Annotated in this window: 1 protein-coding gene; it reads right to left on the reverse strand. The window is 66.8% G+C overall.

The annotated features are described in order from the left end of the window. Positions 1-126: 126 nt before the first annotated feature. The gene (locus MUG78_RS02660; RefSeq protein ID WP_246991942.1) at positions 127-21801 is read right to left on the reverse strand and encodes a non-ribosomal peptide synthase/polyketide synthase; all 21675 of its coding nucleotides are present in this window, start codon (positions 21799-21801) and stop codon (positions 127-129) included. Positions 21802-21828 lie beyond the last annotated feature (27 nt).

Below are 21828 nucleotides of genomic sequence, written 5' to 3' on the forward strand. Positions count from 1 at the left end.
TCGTCACTGCGCAGCAGCGCACCTCTGCTGCCCGCACCGGCTCATTCCCGCTGAGCGCAAACTTCAAGAATACTGCGGCTCCCACGGCCGAAACAGTCGGTCGAACGTCTGCTTCTTCCCGGCGGGTCACCCTTCCGTTGCGTCTGTGACGATCAGAAGGTCCCCCTTCACATATCGCGCCCGGTCGCCGGTTCGATACATCCGGGCCCCCGGCTCACCGAGCGGGTCGGCCACGAGCCGGGCCGAAGTGCTCCCCGGAGCGTGCGCAACGCCGCGCGCCAGACCGTCCGTCACGACGTAGAGTTCACCGACCTCACCGTCGGTCACCGGTGCCAGAGCGTCATCGAGCAACCGCACACCGACTCCCTCGATCGGGCGGCCCGAGGTGATCGCTTCACCTGCCGTCAGCCGGGCCCTGGTCGCATATCCGGGCAGGCCGGTGGCGTCGTAGACGCTGAACAGCTTGCGCCCGCGCGCGGACCACTCCTCGACGAGCTCGTCCGAGCACCCTTCCCCGCTGAACACCAGGGTGCGGACGTACTCGCCGCTGTCCGGATCGACGCCGTCGAGGTCCGACGGGGACACCAGCAGATCGGTGACCTCTTCGGTCTCGAGGACCTCGCCGAGGTCGTCGCCCGATTCGCTGCCGTCCGGAACGATCACCAGCGTGTGACCCATGGTGATCGCCCAGGCCGTCTCGACGAAGGACCGGCCGGAATCCGGTCGCGCGAGGTGCAGAATCCGGGTGTCGGGGTCGTCCTCCAGCGAGCCGGTCACCTTCCCGAACGCTTCGACGAGATCTGCCATGCTCGCCTGCGTCATCGCCACCGGCCCGGTCTCCCCCGCCGCTGCCAGGTAAACCAGATTCGCCAGACGTACCGATCCGTTGCGCTCCGCGTCGCTGATCGGATCATCGGACTCGGCTTCGCCGGCCAGCTCATCGAGGTCGAGCCAGGCGCCGTCGCTGAGACCTGCCGCATCCGCGTCGGCGGACCGGGTGACAGCGAGTCGGGCCGGCCGATCGCCGAGGAGCTCGGCGAGATGGTCCGGGCGCTCCGGATCGACTGCGACGGACGCGGCACCCGCCTTGACGACGCCCCACATCGCAACGACCGATTCGATCGACCGGCGCATGCCGATGGCGACCACGTCGTCGGCTGTGATGCCGCGGGCGAGCAGCGCCCGCGCGACCCGGTTGGTCCGGGCCTCGAACTCGTCGTAGTCGACTTCTTCGCCGTCGCTGATCAGCGCCGGGTGGTACTCGTCGAGTTCGCGTCGGGCGAGGAGGTCGATAAGCGTGCCGTCCTCGACGTCGCCTCCGGCACCGGCCGGCAGTTCAGGCCGCTTCCGCGCCGCCGGGACCTCGCGACGACCGACGATGTCGATGTCGCCGATGGCGATGCGCTGATCGTTCACGATAGCGGTGAGGATCCGGCGGTAGGTTTCGGCGAAGCCCTCGACGGTGCGCTTGTCGTACAGCGCCGTCGAGTAGAGGAAGCCGACCGACATCGGAGTGTGCGGGGTGCGCCCCTCCGCGATCACCATCAGGTCGAACTTCGCCACGTATCCGGCGACGTCGACGGGCTCGGCCTGAATGCCGCCCACCGAGACAGGGCCGTCGACCTTCTGCTGTTCGGCGTAGGTGAAGGCCATCTGCGCGAGCGGCGAGTACGCCGTCGAACGCGGCGGCGCCAGCATCTCGACCAGTTCGTCGAACTGCACGTCGGCGTTGGCGAACGCGTCGAGAACGTCCTTACGCACCTCCCGCAGCAGATCGTCGACGCTGTGGCCGGGAGAGACGTCGGCGCGGAGCACCAGCGTGTTGACAAACATGCCGACCAGATCGTCGATCGCGGCACTGGTACGCCCAGCCGTCGGTGCCGCGACGACGGCGTCAGAGGTGGCGCCGAGTCGCGCGATCATCACGACGAGAGCCGCGTAGGTGACCATGAACGGAGTCACCCGATACACCCGGCACACTTCATCGAGCTGCGCGACGAGGTCATCGTCGAGGGTCAGTCGAACCATATCGCCGCGGCTGTCGAAGATGTCGGGCCGCGGCCGGTCCATCGGCAGATCGGTGACCTCCGGCAGTGCACGCAGTTTGTCGCGCCAGTACGCGGTCTCCCGGCCCAGCGGCGAGTCCGGATCGGTACCGTCGCCGAGCACGTCATGCTCCCAGAGCGCAAAGTCCGCATACTGCACAGACAGTTCCGGCTGCGCCGGCACCGCCGGATCGACCCGCCGCGCGTAGGCGGCGAGCACGTCCTTGAGCAGGACGGGCATGGATTCGCCGTCGAAGGCGATGTGGTGTGCCACGATCGCTAGCTCGATGACCCCGTCGTCGCCGCGCCGGATCCGCCCGCGGATCGGGAGCTCGGTCGAGACGTCGAATCCGGTGGTCGCCGCGGTGGCCAGCTCTTCCAGGGAGTCCACCTCGGCCCAGTCGAAGCGCTCGCGCGCCTGCGCCGACGGCAGGATCTGCTGTTGCGGTGTGGCGCCCGTCGCCGGATAGATCGTCCGGAGCACCTCGTGGCGTTCCAGCGCATCGTGGATCGCCTCGACCAGCGCGTCGACGTCGACTGGCCCGGTGAGCCGCACAGCCATCGGAATGTTGTACGTCGGTGAGGTCGGATCGACCTGGTTGAGGTACCACATGCGCAGCTGCGCCCGGGAGAGCGGAATCTCGTCGGGACGCGGATCTGCTGCGGCGACCGGCGCCAGTGCGGCCGTGCGCCCGGCGACTGCGGCAACGAGTTCACGCACCGAAGGAGCGTCGAACACATCGCGCACCGACACTTGCACGCCCAGCGCATCGCTGACGCGCGCGACCAGACGCATCGCGGCCAGCGAGTTACCGCCCGCGTCGAAGAACGACTCGGTCACCGAGACCCGCTCGACGCCGAGCAGCTCGGCGTACACCGCCGCGACAGTCTCCTCGTCCGGCGTTGCGGGGGCCACATACTCCACCGCCTCGAACACCGGATCCGGCAGCGAACGACGATCCACCTTGCCCGCCGTGTTCAGCGGTATCTCCTCCAACGCCACCCACACTGTCGGCACCATGTACTCCGGCAGATGCTTCGCCAGCTCAACAGCGATCGCGTCCGTATCGACCGCCGCCGGCGCCACATAGCCGACAAGCTGATCACCCGCCGGGCCCTCGACCACGCGGGCCGCCGCATGCACCACACCCTCGGCGCCGGCGAGCGCCGCCTCGACCTCACCGAGCTCCAGACGCTGACCACGCAACTTCACCTGGAAGTCGGTACGGCCCAGGTATTCGAGTTCGCCGGACGGACGACGCTTCACAAGGTCACCGGTGCGGTACAGACGCTCACCCGGAACCCCGAACGGATCGGCGATGAAGCGTTCGGCGGTCAGATCCGGACGGGCTGCGTAGCCGCGCGCGGACTGCACACCACCCAAATACAGCTCACCGGGCACCCCATCAGGCACCGGATGCAGACGCGAATCAAGAACCAGCGCCGTCGTATTGGCCATCGGACGACCGATCGGAACCACATCACCCACAACGTCGAGCACCGCCGACATCGTGTACACCGCAGCCTCGGTCGGACCGAACAGATTCACCACCTTCGCCTGCGGCACCCGACGACGGAAATCCTTCGCCACCGCCGGAGGCAGAGCCTCACCACCGGAGAACAACACCTGCAGGTTCGGCAGCAACGGCTCATCGCCGACGATGTCCAAGAAAGCAGCCAGCAGTGACGGGACGAACTGCACAACCGATACATCGGCAGCGTTCATCACATCGGCCAGATACTGCGGATCACGTTCACCACCGGCGTCGGCGATCACCATCGTCTGACCGGCCACCAACGGCCAGAACAACTCGAGCACCGAGGCGTCAAAGGTGTGCGGGGTCTTGAACAGCAGTCGATGATCGCCGGCCGGAACGGTCTGGTCGAACCACGCCACGAAGTTGCGGACCGCACCGTGCGGAATGGTGACGCCCTTGGGCAGACCTGTCGAACCCGACGTGAACAACGTGTAGGCAGCGTCCGAAGCACGCAGAGGGGCACTGCGCTCGGCCGGATCCAGTGGCTTCGCCTCCGCCGGCAACTCGGTGGAGCAATCGACCTCCAGCACCGGCACATTCAGGCCCGCCACGAACTCGGGAACCTCGGCGCCGGCCACCACCAGCGCCGCCTGAACACCGGCCGTCGAGGCCACGTATTCGGCACGCTCGACCGGCGAATCGGTCGCGATCGGCACGTACTGTCCACCCGCGGCCATCACGGCATGGATCGCCGTCACCAGTTCGGCACTGCGATCCATCACCACCGCGACGGCGGTCTCCGGGCCCACGCCGGCAGCGATCAACGTCCGGGCCAGTTCACCGATGCGGGCACCGAATTCGCGATAGGTGATCTCGCGATCGCCAGTGACCAGAGCCGGTGCCTCCGGGCGGGCCGCCACCTGCGCGGCCACCGCATCGGCGATCGTCTCGTCCAGGATCGGTTCCACCGGACCGGTCGACGCGGCCCGCACGCGATCACGCTCCAGCTCATCGGCGACGGTCACGTCACCGACCACCACCGCCGGATCGGCGATCATCGCCTCGAGCAGGCGCACGAACCTGGTGCCGAGCTGCTCGATCGTCGAGCGATCGAAGATAGCGGTGGCGAAGGTCAGCAGACCCGTCCAGTCGCCGGACTCCCCACCCATGATCGTCAGGTTCAGGTCCATCTGCGCCGGGGTTTCCATGCCGCCGAGCGGCTCGACGCTCACATCACCCACCGCGACGCCCTCGTCAGCCTGGGCGAGCGGATCCACCGAGAGGATCACCTGGACCAGCGGCGAGAACGCTTCGCTACGCACCGGATCGATCGCATCGACGATCGACTCGAACGGCACCTCCGCATGCGCGAACGCATCCAGGTCGCTGGCCCGCGTGCGCGCGATCAGCGCCTCGAACGTCTCAGCCGGGTCGATCTCGGTGCGCAGCACCAGGGTGTTGACGAACATGCCGACCAGCGCGTTGAGTCCGCGCGGCCCACGACCATCGATCGGCGTGCCCAGCACGATGTCGCCGGTGCCGGACACCCGCGCGAGCAGCGCTGCGAACACCGCGTGCAACACCATGAATCGGGTGGCACCCGACGCCGCGGCGAACTCATCGACCCGTGCACCCAGGTCCGACGGGATGGCGAACTGCACCTGGTCACCGTGCGACGAGAACACGGCCGGTCGTGGCCGGTCGGTGGGGAGGGCGATCACATCGGGCGCACCGGCCAGTGCGTCTTCCCAGAAAGCCAGCTGGCGACCCATGATCGACGAGGCATCTTCCGGCGAACCGAGCACCCCGTGCTGCCACAGCGAGTAGTCGGCGTACTGCACCGGCAGAGGCATGAACTCCGGCGCCCGGCCCTCGGCGCGGGCCGCGTACGCGGCAACCAGGTCCATCACCATCGGGCCGTGCGACTGCCCGTCGAAGCTGATGTGGTGGACGGCCATGGTGACTGCCACCGAATCGTCGGATTCGATCAACACGCGCACGCGCAGCGGCAGTTCGGTGGTCAGGTCGAAACCGCGATTGAGCTCGGCGATGATCTCGCTCATCGAATCAGAGATGCGCCAATCCAACCGGGCGTCGGCCTCGTCGGCGTCGACGATCAGCTGGTACGGCACGCCGCCGTGATCGGGGAACACCGTCCGCAACACTTCGTGCCGGGTGACCACATCGGAGACGGCCTGGCGCAGCGCGACCAAGTCCACGGCTCCGCGCAACCGGAACGCAATGGGAATGTTGTAGGTCGACGCTGCCGGGTCGAGGCGGTTGATGAACCACATGCGCTGCTGTGCGAACGAGAGCGGAATCGTCTCCGGTCGCGGCACCACGGCGGTGACGGGAGGCAGTGCCGGTGCGCGGCCGGCGGCCGCGCTCACCAGTTCACGCACGGTCGGCGCATCGAAGACGTCGCGCACCGACAGGTCGGCGCCGAGTACTTCGCCGACGCGAGCGACCACACGCATCGCAGCCAGGGAGTTGCCGCCCAGGTTGAAGAACGACTCGGTGACGCTGACCTGCTCGACGCCGAGGAGCTGCGCGAACACCTCCGCAACGCGTTCCTCGTCCTCGTTGGCCGGCGGCACGTACTCGGTCTGCAGCGAACCGAAGTCGGGCTCGGGCAGCGCGCGGCGGTCCAGTTTGCCGGCCGTGTTCAGTGCGACATCGTCGAGCAGCATCCAGACGCTCGGGCGCATGTACTCCGGCAGTGACTCGGCGATGTGCGCCTTCACCTCGTCGAGGTCCACCGAGGCCGGTGCCACGTAGCCGACCAGGAATTCGCCGCCGGCCGGAGCCGTGGCCACGGTGGCGGCGGCATGGATGACGCCCGGGGCACCCGCGATCAGCGCTTCGATCTCGCCGAGTTCGATGCGCTGGCCACGCAGCTTCACCTGGAAGTCGGTGCGACCCAGATATTCGATCTCTCCGCCGGGCAGGCGCTTCACGAGGTCGCCGGTGCGGTACAGGCGGGCACCCGGCGACGCGGAGTAGGGGTCGGCGATGAAGCGTTCCGCGGTCAGTGCCGGTGCCGCAGCATAGCCGCGCGCGATCTGCACACCACCGAGGTACAACTCGCCGGGCACCCCGTCGGGAACCGGCTGCAGTCGGTCGTCGAGCACCAGCGCCGTGGTGTTGGCGACCGGGCCGCCGATGGTCACCATCGCGTCGCCGGCCTTGATCTCCGAAGCGGTCACGTCGACTGCGGCCTCGGTCGGCCCGTACAGGTTGTGCAGGCCGGTTGTCGGCAACGCGGCGAGCAGGTCTTGGGCGACGGCGGGCGGCAACGCTTCTCCCGAGGTGAACACCAGTCGCAGCGACGAGAGTTCGCTGACGCGTCGGCCGGCCACATCGAGGAACACCGAGAGCATCGACGGTACGAAGTGCACCACCGACACCGACTCGTCCTTGAGTACCTCGGCCAGATAGATCGGATCCCGATGCCCGTCGGGGCGCGCGATCACCAAGGGCGCACCCAGCAGGAACGGCAAGTAGAGTTCCCACACCGACACGTCGAAGGTGTACGGCGTCTTCTGCAAGAAGCGGTCAGCCGCATCGATGCGGTAGTCATCGCGCATCCATACCAGGCGGTTCACCACCGCTTCGTGGGACACGGTCACACCCTTGGGCGTACCCGTCGAACCCGAGGTGAACAAGGTGTACAACGCACTGTCGCCACGCACCGGTGCGATCCGGTCGGCATCGGTGACCGGGGCAACCGCCAGGTCCACGTCGCCCGACGCATCGACCTCGAGCACCCGAACACCGGACAGATCGGCAACCGGTCCCGGAACAGCACCGGCGGCCACCAGCACCACTCGGGCGTCGGCGGTCTCCAACATCACCCGCGCACGGTCGGCGGGCGCCTCGACATCGATCGGCACATACTGGCCACCGGCGGCGGTGATCGCGTGAATGGCGACCATCATCTCCACGCTGCGATCGAAGCACACGCCCACGGCCACATCCGGGCCGACGCCGGCGGCAATCAGTTCGCGCGCCGATGTCGCGACCCGAGCACTGAACTCGGCGTACGAGACTGCACGGCCCTCGAACACCAAAGCGGGTGCCTCGGCGTTACGCGCCGCTTGCTCGGCGACGACGTCGGCGATCGAGATTGCCGGGATCTTCATGTCCGGACCCGACGAGATGGCGAGCACACCGTCGCGGCCAGGCCGATCCAGCAGCGCCGCGTCGCCGACCGGGGAGGTCGGGTCGGCGGTGAGCTCATCCAGGAAGGCGACGAACCTCTCGGCGAACCATCGGGCGGTCGACTCCTCGAACAGATCGGTGGCGTACACCACCAGGCCCGACCAGGTGCCCTGGTCGCCGGGCAGCACGCGGAAGGTCAGATCCACCTGTGCCGGCACGAACGGGTCGGCAAGGCTCGACACCTGGAGGTCGCCGATACCGATGCCGGCGTCCACGCCGCGGATCGAAGCGCCCGGATCGAATGAGAGCATCACCTGGGCCAGCGGCGCGAAGGCCTCGCTGCGCACCGGATCGAGAGCATCGACCACGGCCTCGAACGGCACGTCGGAATGGGCGAACGCGTCCAGGTCGACGCTGCGGACCTGGCGCAGCAGCTCGGTGAACGAGGCACCCGAGTCGACCTGCGTGCGCAGCACGAGCGTGTTCACGAACATGCCGATGAGTGCATCCAGGTCAGCCTGGCCGCGACCGGCGACCGGGGTAGCGACCGCGATGTCTTCGGTGGCCGACAACCGCGCCAACAGCACCGCGAAGGCAGCGTGCGTCACCATGAATGGAGTCACGTCGTGCTCGGCGGCTGTCGAGGCCACCCGTTCGGCCACCTCGGCGGGAATCTCGAACGACAACTCGGCGCCGCGATAGGACGCCACCGCCGGACGCTTGCGATCGGCCGGCAATTCCAGCACGTCGGGCAGATGGGTCAGCCGCTCGCGCCAGTGCTCCAGCTGCCGCCCCAGGACTGAATCTGCGTCGTCCGGTGAACCGAGCACCTCGCGCTGCCAGATGGCGAAGTCGGCGAACTGCACCGGCAACGGCGCGAACGGCGGCTTCTGGCCGGCAGCGCGCGCCACGTACGCGGTCAGCACGTCGGTGACCAGTGGGCCCATCGACTCACCGTCGGTGGCGATGTGGTGCGCCACCACCGCGAACACGAACTCGTTTTCGCTGGCTGGGTAGATCACCGCGCGGATCGGCCACTGCGAGGTGACATCGAAACCGGCGGTGACCGCAGCCATCAACTCGGTCTCGGAGGCGACCTGCGACCAGGGCAATTCCTGCGCCACTGCGGTCTCGGGCGCGATCACCTGGACCGGTACACCGTCGACGTCGGGGAACGTCGTGCGAAGCACCTCGTGCCGAACCACCACGTCGGCGAAGGCTGCCCGCAACGCCGCCACATCCAGCGCCCCGTCGATACGCAGGACGGCCGGAATGTTGTAGGTCGGCAGCGACGGATCGAAACGGTTGATGAACCACATGCGCTGCTGCGAGAACGACAACGGAATCTGCGCCGGACGCGGATCGGCTTTGGTAACCGGAGGCAACGCCGCGGCGCGGCCGGTGACCGCGGCAACGAGTTCACGCACCGACGGCGCGTCGAACACGTCGCGCACCGACACCTGCACGCCCAATGCCTCACTCACCCGAGCGACCAAACGCATAGCGGCGAGCGAGTTACCGCCGACATCGAAGAACGATTCGGTGACGGACACCTGATCGACGCCGAGCAGATCGGCGTAGACGGCGGCCACGGTTTCTTCGTCCGGCGTCTCCGGGGCCACGTATTCGGCAGCGGCAAACTCGGGATCGGGCAGCGAACGCCGGTCGACCTTGCCGGCCGTGTTCAGCGGCATCTGCTCCAGAGCCACCCACACCGTCGGCACCATGTACTCCGGCACATGCTTAGCCAGCTCAACAGCCACCACATCGGTATCCACCGTCGCAGGAGCCACATAACCGACGAGCTGGTCACCGGCCGGGCCCTCGACGACGCGGGCAGCCGCATGAACCACACCCTCAACAGCGGCGATCGCCGCCTCGACCTCACCGAGCTCCAGCCGCTGACCGCGCAGCTTCACCTGGAAGTCGGTACGGCCCAGGTATTCGAGTTCGCCGGTGGCGCTGTTGCGCTTGACCAGGTCACCGGTGCGATACAAGCGAGCGCCCTCGCCGCCGAAGGGGTCGGCGACAAAGCGCTCCGCGGTCAGATCCGCACGCGAAGCATAGCCACGTGCCGACTGCACACCACCGAGATACAGCTCACCGGCCACACCATCGGGCACCGGATGCAGTCGTGAATCGAGCACCAGCGCCGTGGTGTTGGCCATCGGCGCACCGATCGGCACCACCTGACCTACCTGATCGAGCACCGCCGACATCGTGTACACCGCGGACTCGGTCGGACCGAACAGGTTGACCAGCTTGGCCTGCGGCGCCCGACGACGCACATCCTTGGCCACCGCCGGCGGCAGGGCCTCACCACCGGAGAACAACACCCGCAGGCTCGGCAACAGCGGGTCGTCGCCGACGACGTCCAGGAACGCCGCCAGCAGCGACGGCACGAACTGCACCACCGACACATCGGACCGGTTCATCACCTCGGCCAAGTACTGCGGATCGCGCTCACCACCGGCATCAGCGATCACCATCGTCTGACCGGCCACCAGCGGCCAGAACAACTCCAACACCGACGCATCGAAAGTATGCGGAGTCTTGAACAGCAGACGCTGTCCACCGGCCGGCACGGTCTGGTCGAACCACGACACGAAGTTACGCACCGCACCGTGGGAGATCGTCACCCCCTTGGGCAGACCCGTCGAACCCGACGTGAACAACGTGTACGCAGCATCGTCGACCCGAAGCGGCGCGAGGCGCTCGACCGGATCCAACGGCTTCGCACCGACCGGCAGGTCGGTCGAGCAATCGACTTCGAGGACCGGAACGTTCAAGCCGGCGACGAACTCGGGAACCTCGCCGCCCTTGGCGACGAGAACCAACTTCACGCCGCCCGTGGTCGCGACGTACTCGGCGCGTTCGGCCGGGGAGTCCATCGCGATCGGCACGTACTGACCGCCCGCCGCCATGACCGCGTGCACCGCAATCACCAGTTCAGCGGAACGGTCCATCACCAGACCGACGGCAGTCTCCGGACCCACACCGGCAGCGATCAGAGTGCGAGCCAGCTCACCGATCCGGGCACCGAACTCGGCGTACGAGTATTCGCGCTCCCCCGCGACCACAGCGATCGTGTCTGGGCGCGCGGCAACCTGCGCGGCCACCGCATCAGCGATCGTCTCGTCCAAGATCGGCTCGACAGGTCCGGCCGACTCGGCGAGCACCGCCACCGACTCGGCTTCCTCGATCACCATCACATCGCCCACCGGCAGGGTCGGCGAGGCCAGCACCGCATCGAGCAGGCGCACGAATCGAGCACCGAGCTTCTCGACGGTTGAGCGATCGAAGATCGCCGTCGCAAACGTCAGCAGACCCGACCAGTCGACGGCGTCGCCGCTGACGATCGTCAGGTTCAGGTCCATCTGCGCCGGGGTACCGACGCCGTCGAACGGTTCCACCGTCACGTCGCCGACCTCGATGCTCTGGTCGGATGCCTGCGCCAGCGGGTCGACCGACAGGATCACCTGGACCAGCGGCGAGAACGCTTCGCTGCGCACCGGATCGATCGCGTCCACGATCGATTCGAACGGCACATCGGCATGACCGAAGGCATCCAAGTCTCCCGCACGGATGCGTGCCATCAGCTGCTCGAACGACTCGGCCGGATCCACCTCGCTGCGCAGCACCAGCGTGTTGACGAACATACCCACCAGGGCGTTCAGCCCGCGCGGTCCGCGACCGTCGATCGGAGTGCCCAACACGATGTCGTTCGATCCCGACAGTCGTGCCAGCAACGCGGAGAACGCGGCGTGCAACACCATGAACCGCGACGCTCCCGACCGGGAGGCGTACTCGTCGATTCGGGCGCCAAGGTCGGCGGGGATCGCGAACTGCACCTGCTCGCCTTGCGAGGAGAACACCGGCGGACGCGGGCGGTCGGTCGGCAGCTCGATCACATCGGGCACACCGACTAGCGACTGTTCCCAGTACGCCAACTGCTTACCCAGGATCGACTCGGCGTCGTCGGGTGAACCGAGAACTTCGCGCTGCCACACCGCGTAGTCGGCGTACTGCACCGGCATCGCCGCGAACTCGGGAACGTCGCCCGCGTTGCGAGCGGCATAGGCCGTCAGCAGGTCCGTCACCATCGGACCGAAAGACTGACCGTCGAACGCGATGTGGTGAACCACTACGGCGAGGGCGAGCGAATCGTCACCCTCTTCCAGCAGTCGCACCCGCAACGGCAGTTCGGTGGTCACATCGAATCCGCGACCAAGGTCGGTGAAGACGTCCTCGATCGTGTCGACCACACGCCAGTCCAGGCGCGAGTCAAGGTCTTCGACGGCGATCACGTCCTGGAATGGCACGCCGTCGACGTCCGGGAACACCGTCCGCAGCACCTCGTGCCGGGTCGCCACGTCCAGCATGGCCTGGCGCAACGCACCGCGGTCGACATCACCGCGCAGCCGGAAGGCCGTCGGAATGTTGTAGGTCGGCGCCGACGGATCGAGTCGGTTGATGAACCACATGCGCTGCTGCGCGAACGACAACGGAATGCGTTCGGGTCGCGGTGCGACGGCGGTCACCGGCGGCAGAGCTGCCGCACGGCCCACCGACGCGGCCGCGAGTTCGCGGACGGTCGGGGCGTCGAACAGGTCCCGGATCGACAGGTCCACTCCGAGTGCTTCACCGGCGCGGGCGACCACCCGCATGGCGCTGAGCGAGTTGCCGCCGGCGTCGAAGAACGACTCGGTGACGCCGACGCGCTCCACACCGAGAATCTCCGCAAACACCCGCGCTAGCGTTTGTTCGGTGTCGCCTTCGGGGGCCACATATTCGACTGCGGTCGACTGCAGGTCGGGTTCGGGCAGCGCACGACGATCCAGCTTGCCCGCCGAGTTCAGTGCGACGTCCTCGAGCAGAGTCCACACGCTCGGGCGCATGTACTCCGGCAACGATGCAGCCACATGTGCCTTCACCGCATCCAGATCCACCGATGCCGGCGACACGTAGCCGACGAGGAACTCGCCACCGGCCGGGGCCGTCGCCACAGTCGCGGCGGCATGCACCACACCCGGCGCACCGGCGATCACCGCTTCGATCTCACCGAGCTCGATACGCTGACCGCGCAACTTCACCTGGAAGTCCGTACGCCCCAGATACTCGATGTCTCCGCCGGAGAGGCGCTTGACGAGGTCACCGGTCCGGTACAGACGCGCACCGGGATCGCCGTACGGATCAGCAATAAAGCGTTCGGCGGTCAGGCCAGGTGCGGCAGCGTAGCCACGAGCGACCTGCACCCCACCGAGATACAACTCGCCAGGCACACCATCGGGCACCGGCTGCAAACGATCGTCCAGAACCAGAGCGGTCGTGTTGGCGACCGCGCGGCCGATCGTCACCAGCTCGTCGCCCGGCAACACCTGCACCGCGGTCACGTCGACCGCTGCCTCGGTCGGTCCATACAGGTTGTGCAGTTCCGTCGACGGCAACGCGGCCAGCAGTTCCTGCGCGATCGCCGGCGACAGCGCCTCACCCGAAGTGAACACCTCGGTCAACGACGTCAACCCCGTAACACCATCGCCGACCACATCGAGGAACACCGACAACATCGACGGCACGAAGTGCACCACCGACACCTGTTCCTCAGCGATCACCGACGCCAAGTACTGCGGATCCCGATGCCCGTCGGGGCGCGCGATCACCAGGGGCGCTCCCACCAGGAACGGCAAGTAGAGTTCCCACACCGACACGTCGAAGGTGTACGGAGTCTTCTGCAAGAACCGGGCATCCGCACCCAGTGCATAATCGTCACGCATCCACACCAGACGGTTCAGCACCGCCTCATGCGACACCGTCACACCCTTCGGCACACCGGTCGAGCCCGACGTGAACAACGTGTACAACGCCGACTCCGGCCGCACCGGCGCAAGGCGATCAGCATCCGTGATCGGGGCAACCGTCAGATCCACCTCGCCCGAGGCATCAACCTCGATGAGCGTGACGCCCTCAAGACCAGCGACCGCTTCCGTCACCGACTCGGCCACCAGCACGACCTGCGCGCCAGCGGTCTGCAACATCACCCGGGCACGATCGGCCGGAGCCGCCGTATCGACCGGCACATACTGGCCACCCGCCGCAGTCACCGCATGAATCGCCACAAGCAGTTCCACGCTGCGATCGATACACACACCCACCGCAACATCCGGGCCGATGCCCGCAGCAATCAACTCACGCGCCAACGTCGCCACGCGCGCACCGAATTCGCGGTACGACACCTCCCGACCCTCGAACACCAGAGCCGCAGCTTCCGGAGAAGCAATCACCTGCGCCGCAACAGCATCCGCAAGGGCGGCGCCTCCCGCTCCCCGCGCCTGTCGAGGGGTCACCGGGCCCGACGACGCCGCCAGGACCCGATCGCGCTCATCGGAGTCGAGCAGTGGCAGGTCGGCCACTACCTGGTCCGGCGCCGCAGCACCGGCCCGGAGAATCTCGGTGATCGCATCGGCAAAGACCTGAACCTGCGCTTCGTCGAACGCACCCGGCAGGTACTTCAGGTGTCCGCTGATCTGTCCGCCGTGCTCCTCGGTGATGAAGCTGACCGGGTAGTGGGTGGCATCGCGGGTGGAGATGCCTCGCAGTTGCAGTCCGTCCGACCGGACCGTTGAGATGGACTCGGTATCGATCGGGTACGACTCGTGGACGAACAGCGTGTCGAACTCCAGCGCGTGCGGCTCGATGCCGGCCAGCGTCGACAGTCCGACATGCTGGTGATCGAGCACCCGCACCTTGTCGGACTGCAGTGCAGCAAGCAGTTCCCCGAAGGTCGAGGACGGATCGGCATCCACGACCACCGGCAAGGTGTTGATGAACAGGCCCACCATGGTGTCCACGCCGTCGAGGCCGGCCGGGCGACCCGACACGGTCTCACCGAAGGTCACCACCCGATTGCCAGTCACCCGAGAGAGAAGCACCGCCCACGCCGCCTGCAGCACCGTCGACAGCGTCGCACCGGATTCTCGCGTCAGACGCATGACGTCCTCTGAGAGTTCCTCGGACAGAGCCAGCGGCACCTCTCGCGGAGCCTGATCGATCCCGGTCATCCCGGCCGAGGCGATCCGTGTCGGCCCCTCCACCGGTGCCAGCAGCTCCTGCCACGCCGCGAGTCCGGCGGCAGCGTCGGCGCCGGCGATGGCGCGCACGTGATCGGCGAAGCTGAGCTCGTGCGTCGGTGTGAAGGTGGAGCCGGTTGCGTACGCGGCGAGCAGATCCGCCAGCACCAGCGGACCGGACCAGCCGTCGAACAGTAGGTGGTGCGAAGTCACCACCAGGTCGGCGCCGGCACTGTGGCGTACCAGCACCGCGCGCATCAGCGGCGGCGACGACAGGTCGAAGCGCTGGGCACGCTCGGCGTCAGCGATCTCGTCCAGGCGCGTGTCCGTCGCAGCCTCGTCGAGGTCAGCGAGATCGATCACCTGCAGCGGCACCGACAGTTCGGCGGGCACCACGGCCACCACGCCGGAATCGATCTGAACGTAACCGGAGCGCAGCACATCGTGATGTGCCAGCAGCGCATCCATCGCCGACTGCAGACGTTCCAGATCGACCTGGCCACCGAACTGCACGCGAGCCTGCACGTGGTAGGCGTCCATCTCGTCGTCGCCGACCAGGCCGGACTGGAAGAACAACCCCAACTGCAGCGGGGTCAATGGCCAGAGGTCGGCGGCCGGGAACTCGACAGCGAGCCGATCCAGCTCGTCCTGCCTGACTCCGGAGCCCGGCACGTCTGACGGAGACAACCCGACTCCGGTTTCGGCCGCGACCACCGCGTCGGCGAGTTCACTGGTCCAGCGGTCGGCAAGATCCTGCACATCTGCTTGAGCCAGCAGGTTTTCGGGGAACCGGAATCGGGCCGACAGGCCACGTCCGGTCGAGTCGACGACACCGATCGCATCGATGACCAGGCCTGCGGGCATGACCATCCGGCCGGAGACACTGGATGGAAGGGCCGGTGCATCGGCGGTGCCGGCGAACGGCGTCTCGGCGGTCACCTCGTTCGAATCCCTCGAGCCCGATTCTCCCGAACCGCTCGAGCCGAGGTAGTTGAACAGGATCGACGGCAACGGACGCGCGCCGAGTTCGCCGGTCGCGCGGTGACCGTCACCGCTGTACCGCAGCGCACCGAATCCGGCGCCGCCATCGGGGACGCCGAGGCGTTCTTCCTTGGCCGCCTTGATCGCATGCACCACATCGGCGGCCGGATCCAGGTTCAAAGGCATGATCGTGGTGAACCAGCCGACCGTCCGCGCCAGGTCCGCACGCCGTGGATCGGCACCACGTTCCAGCAGGTGTTCGTCGCGGCCGTGACGCTCCACGAGCACCGAGACTGCCGCATTGTCGGTGATTCCCCGGGCCACCTGCCAGGACCGCACGGCACGGGCGAAGGTGCCCAGCAGCACGTCATCGACACTGCCGCCGAACTCCTCGGGCAGCCGCGTCAAAGCCGCATCAGCGACGTCGCTGCTGATGAAGTGCTGCACAACGACCGCAGCACTGTCCCGATCCCGGTTCCGGTCGAGCTCCGCGCCCAGGTCGGTCGGCTGCTCCGGCAGCCGATCAAGCCAGTAGCCGGCCTGCGCCTCGAAGACGGGAGTGAGGCTCTCGACAGCGGCAGCCCACGCGCGCTGCGAGGTGCCCTCCGGACGCAACGCATAGTCCATCCCCGCCTGCCGTTGCGCCCACGCTGTGATCAGGTCCTCGATGAGGATCGGCCACGAGACTGCGTCCACGCCGAGGTGGTGAATCGCCCACACGATCCGCGCGCGGCCGTCATAAGAAGTCACCAACGCTGCTTGCACCAACCGGCCTGCCGCCGGATCCATCCGGGAGACCAAGTCGGTGTACGCGGCGAGGAGATCCGCACCGAACTCCGCACTGCCACTGTCATGCGCCGACTGCCGGGCCGCGACCGCAGCCGCCGCGTCGAAGTCGACGCCGGCGGTCACCGTCCACACCTGGTCGACCTCGACCAGCCGCGCTGAGAGCATCGGGTGCGCCGCCACGACCGCTGCCAGCAGCTCACCGAGGATCTGCGTGGTCATCCCGTCCGGGGCCACCAGCACCGTCGACTGTGCAAAATCGGCGAAGTCTTCCGGCGCAAACGAATGCTCAAGCATCCACGACACGATCGGGCGAAGCGTCGACTCACCCGCGCCACCGCCGGGCAACTCCGGTACCGGCTGAACTCCTCGGCCGGAATCGGCGACGAGCGCAGCCATCTTCCGGACCGTCCGGTTCTCGAAGATCTCCTTCGGCGACAGCTCCCACCCGGCAGCCCGGGCCGCCGAGGCCAATCGGATCGACATGATCGAATCGCCGCCCAATGCGAAGAACGACTCGGTCACCGACACCCGATCGATCCCGAGGAGGCCACCGACAATGGCCGCCAGCTGTTCCTCGACCGCGCCAATCGGGCCCACATACTCATGGTCCACAGCAGCGAAGTCCGGCACCGGCAATGCTCGCCGATCAACCTTCCCCGCCGAGTTCAGCGGCATCTCCTCAATCAGATACCACAGGCCAGGCTGCATGTGCGGCAAGAGGCGATCGCGTGCAAACGCCTCAAGAGAGTCGCGCGTCAGGCCATCGCCAGCGGCATAGGCAACCAGGATCTGTCCTCCCGAGGGAGGCTCGGCCACCGCCACCGCGGCGTGAACGACGCCTGGGGCCTCTGCCAGAACCGACTCGATCTCCTCCGGCTCGATCCGCTGGCCACGCAACTTGATCTGAAAGTCCACGCGGCCGACATACTCGAGCTGCCCGGTCGTGTCGGACCGGACCAGATCGCCAGTGCGATACAGCCGCGACCCCGGCTCGAACGGATCAGCAACGAACCGCTCCGCAGTCAGCCCCGCACGCGCCGCGTAACCCTCAGCAACCAGAACCCCGCCAAGATACAGCTCACCGACAACACCGTGCGGAACAGGATTCAACCGGTTATCAAGGACGAACGCCGACACACCCGAGACAGGAGCACCGATCTTCACCGGCTCATCGGCGAGCACCCGCGCCACCGTCGCGTAGATCGTCGTCTCGGTCGGCCCATACTGATTATCCAGACGGGCCCCCGGCCACCGCTCGACCGCTTCCCTCGCGCCACTAAGAGTCAGCGCCTCACCACCGGTCGCGATATAGCGAAGCGACGGCATCCGGTCGGCAGGATCAAGCGCTTCTGCCAATGACGCCAACAACGACGGCACCCAGATCACCGAAGTCACCGATTCACGCTCGACATAACCGGCGATCGCCCACGGATCCCGATGCTCACCGGGCTCCATCACGACCACCCGCCCACCGGAAATCACCCAGCGGAACAATTCGAGCACCGACGGATCGAACGTGTACTCCAGCATCTGCAAGAACACATCGTCCGGCCCGAAACCGTAATACTCGTTGTCGAACAATAAATGAGCAAGCACCGCACGATGCGGCACCGTCACACCCTTGGGCAACCCCGTCGAGCCCGACGTGAAGATCGTGTACGCCGGACTCTCGACCGGAATCAGCTGACCGGCACCGACGACCTCACCGCCAACCTGACGCGGCGCGTCCACTTCGATTATTCTCCGGCCACCTTCAACCGCAGCAACCACCGCCGGTTCGCCGAGCTGACTCGACACCGTCATGACCAGCGGCACCTCAGCCGTGGACAGCATGTATTCCGCACGCACCGCGGGTGTATCGACGGCGACCGGCACATACTGGCCACCCGCGGCGATCACCGCGTGCACCGCAATCAGCAATTCCACCGAACGCGGCACACACACCGCCACGGCCACACCTGGCCCGACCCCGCCGGCCCGCAACTCACCGGCCAGCGCCTCAACCTCTGCACCGAACTCACTGAACGTCCACGTCCGCGTCCCAGCGACCACGGCAACCGACTCGCCATACTTGCTGACGGCAGCCGGAAGCAGATCCGCCAACGTCCGCACATTCACACGAATGAGCGACCCGACCACGTTATCGGCCACAACCCGCTGCGAAACCGCACGCAACTCGGCACGCTCACCAGCCAGCAAGATCGGAAGATCGCCCACCGCCACGGACGCATCAGCAACCGCCGAACCCAGAACCGTGCACAGTCGGTCGGCAAGAACGGCAACAGTGTCACGATCGAAAAGGTCCGTCGCATAGAGGACCGACCCACCCCAGCTGCGCCCCTCACCAGCAGCCGACACCGTGAACTGCAGGTCGACCTTTGCCGACTGAAGCTCAGAATCCACCGGCCGAACCGTCACGCCCGAGACGGCACCCAGATCACCGGGATCCATCGCCGATGCCTGCTCATTGAACGACAACCACACCTGAGCAAGCGGCGCGAACGCCGTACTCCGAACCGGATCGAGCGCATCTACGACCGCTTCGAACGGAACATCAGAATGCTCGAACGCCGCCAGGTCGGCAACCCGAACAGCCTCGAGTAACTCACCGAAACTCACCGACGGATCGATGTGCGTCCGCAGCATCAGCGAATTGACGAACATACCAACCAACGGATCAAGCACCGCTTGCCCACGACCGGCAATCGGGGACCCGATAACCACATCATCCGAACCCGACAACCGCGACATCAAGACCGCCAGCGCCGCATGAACAATCATGAACGGCGTCGTCCTCGTGGCGCGAGCGACCGAATACACTCCCGCCGCAACCTCCGCCGGGACTTCGAAATCAAACAACGCACCAGCCTGCGACGCCACCGCCGGCCGCGGACGATCCGTCGGCAACTCAAGCAACTCAGGAACGCCAGCCAACGACTCCCGCCAGAACCCCAGCTGACGCCCCACCACAGACGAGGCATCCTCCGGCGCACCTAGGACCTCGCGCTGCCAGATCGCATAGTCCGCGAACTGCAGCGGCAGGGGCACGAACCCCGGCACCTCACCGGCCGCGCGTGCGGTGTACGCGGTCAGCACGTCGGTGATCAACGGCAGCATCGATTCACCGTCGGACCCTATGTGGTGGGCCACCACGGCGAACACGAACTCGTCGACGCCTACGGGGTAGATGATCGCCCGGATCGGCCACTGCGCCGACACATCGAACCCCTCGCCGACAGCAGCGGCAAGTTCGGCTTCCGAAGCAACCTGCTGCCACGGCAACGACGTCTCGACCTCGGACTCACTGGCGATCAACTGAACGGCATCACCGTCCACCTCGGGGAACGTGGTCCGCAGCACCTCGTGCCGGCGCACCACGTCAGCGAACGCCGCCCGCAGCGCAGCCACATCCAAGCTGCCGGTGATCCGGAGTACCGTCGGGATGTTGTAGGTCGGGAGCGTGGGATCGAACCTGTTGATGAACCACATCCGCTGCTGGGCAAACGACAGCGGAATGCGTTCGGGGCGCGGCACAACGGCGGTCACCGGAGCCAGAGCGGGCGCCTTGCCCGTCGCAGCTGCAGCCAACTCTCGAACGGTTGGGTAATCGAACAGGTCACGGACCGAGAATTCGACGTCGAGTGCTTCACCCGCGCGAGCAGCCACGCGCATCGCGCTCAGCGAGTTGCCGCCTGCATCAAAGAACGACTCGGTGGCACCTACCCGCTCCACGCCGAGCACGTCAGCGAAAACCGCTGCGAGTGCCTCCTCAGCGTCGCCTTCGGGTGCTGCATACTCCGCTTCCCGTAGTTGAGGCATGGGTAGTTCACGGCGCGCAACTTTGCCCGCACTGTTCAGCGGGAGCTCGTCCAGCAACACCCATTGGGTGGGGCGCATGTACTCGGGCAACCGGACGGCAAGTGCTTGCGCAACCTGGTCTGTATCGACGTCAGGCGGTGACAAGTATCCGACCAGCTGTTCGCCGGCCGGAAAGTTGACGACGGCGGCGGCCGCATTGACCACGCCGGGAGCGCTGGCGAGGACGGCTTCGACCTCGCCCAGTTCCATGCGCTGGCCACGCAGCTTCACCTGGAAGTCGGTACGACCGAGGTACTCGATCTGACCGGACCTATTCCAGCGGACGAGGTCACCGGTGCGGTAGAGACGGTTGCCTGCGCCACCGAAGGGATCCGCCACAAATCGCTCGGCGGTCAGGTCGGGGCGCGACTCGTAGCCGCGGGCCAACTGCACGCCGCCGAGATACAACTCGCCGGGCACTCCCGGCGGCACCCACTGCAGCCACCGGTCAAGGATGTAGACGGTGGTCGCCGGAACGGGAACACCGATCGGGACGGTCCGATCGCCGGTAGTCACCCGGTGGGCGGTCACGTCGACCGCTGCTTCGGTCGGGCCGTAGAGGTTCTGCAACTCCAACTGCGGAATAGCTTCGAAGGCGCGATGTGCCACCGAGGCGGTCAACGCCTCCCCGGAAGTGAACATCACCCGCAGCGAACTCAGATCACTGAACCGATCGCCGAGCGTGTCAGCGAAGGCGGCGAGCATGGAGGGGACGAAGTGGATGACGCTGATGTTCTCGCGTTCGATCAAGTTCGCCAGGTACACCGCGTCGCCGTGCCGGCCGGGCTCGGCGATCACCATCGTGGCGCCCACGGCCGCCGGGAGGAACAGTTCCCACACCGAGACGTCGAAGGTGATCGGGGTCTTCTGGACGAACACGTCGTCACTGCCGAGCGCATACCAGTCGCGCATCCACTCAAGGCGGTTCGCGATGGCCCGATGGGTGACGGTCACGCCCTTCGGCCGTCCGGTGGAACCCGAGGTGAACAGCGTATAGGCCGCACTGTCCGGGTTGACCGGACCCACACGGTCGGTATCGGTAATCGGCGCAACCTTCGGCACCGGTCCGGATGCGTCGACTTCGATCACCTTGACGCGACCGCCGAGTCCGGTGATCACCTCGGGGACTTCTCCCGCGCAGACCAGCACGCGGTTGCAGCCGGCGGTCTCGACCATGTACTCAATGCGGTCGGCCGGCGCCTCGATATCGAGTGGCACGTAGGCGCCACCAGCAGTGATGATCGCGTGCAGGCCAACCATCAGCTCCACGGAGCGAGGCATCGCTACCGCCACCGAAACCTCGGGGCCCACGCCCGCGGCAATCAGTTGCCGAGCAAGGTCCGCAACGCGGCTGGTGAACTCGGCATGAGTGACCGAGCGGTCGCCGAAGATGAGTGTGATATCGCCATCGTTAGGCTTCACCGCACTCTCCTTCCTTCTACCCTGCGT

It is taken from the genome of Gordonia alkaliphila (genome assembly GCF_023017165.1).
Taxonomy (GTDB): Bacteria; Actinomycetota; Actinomycetes; order Mycobacteriales; family Mycobacteriaceae; genus Gordonia; species Gordonia alkaliphila.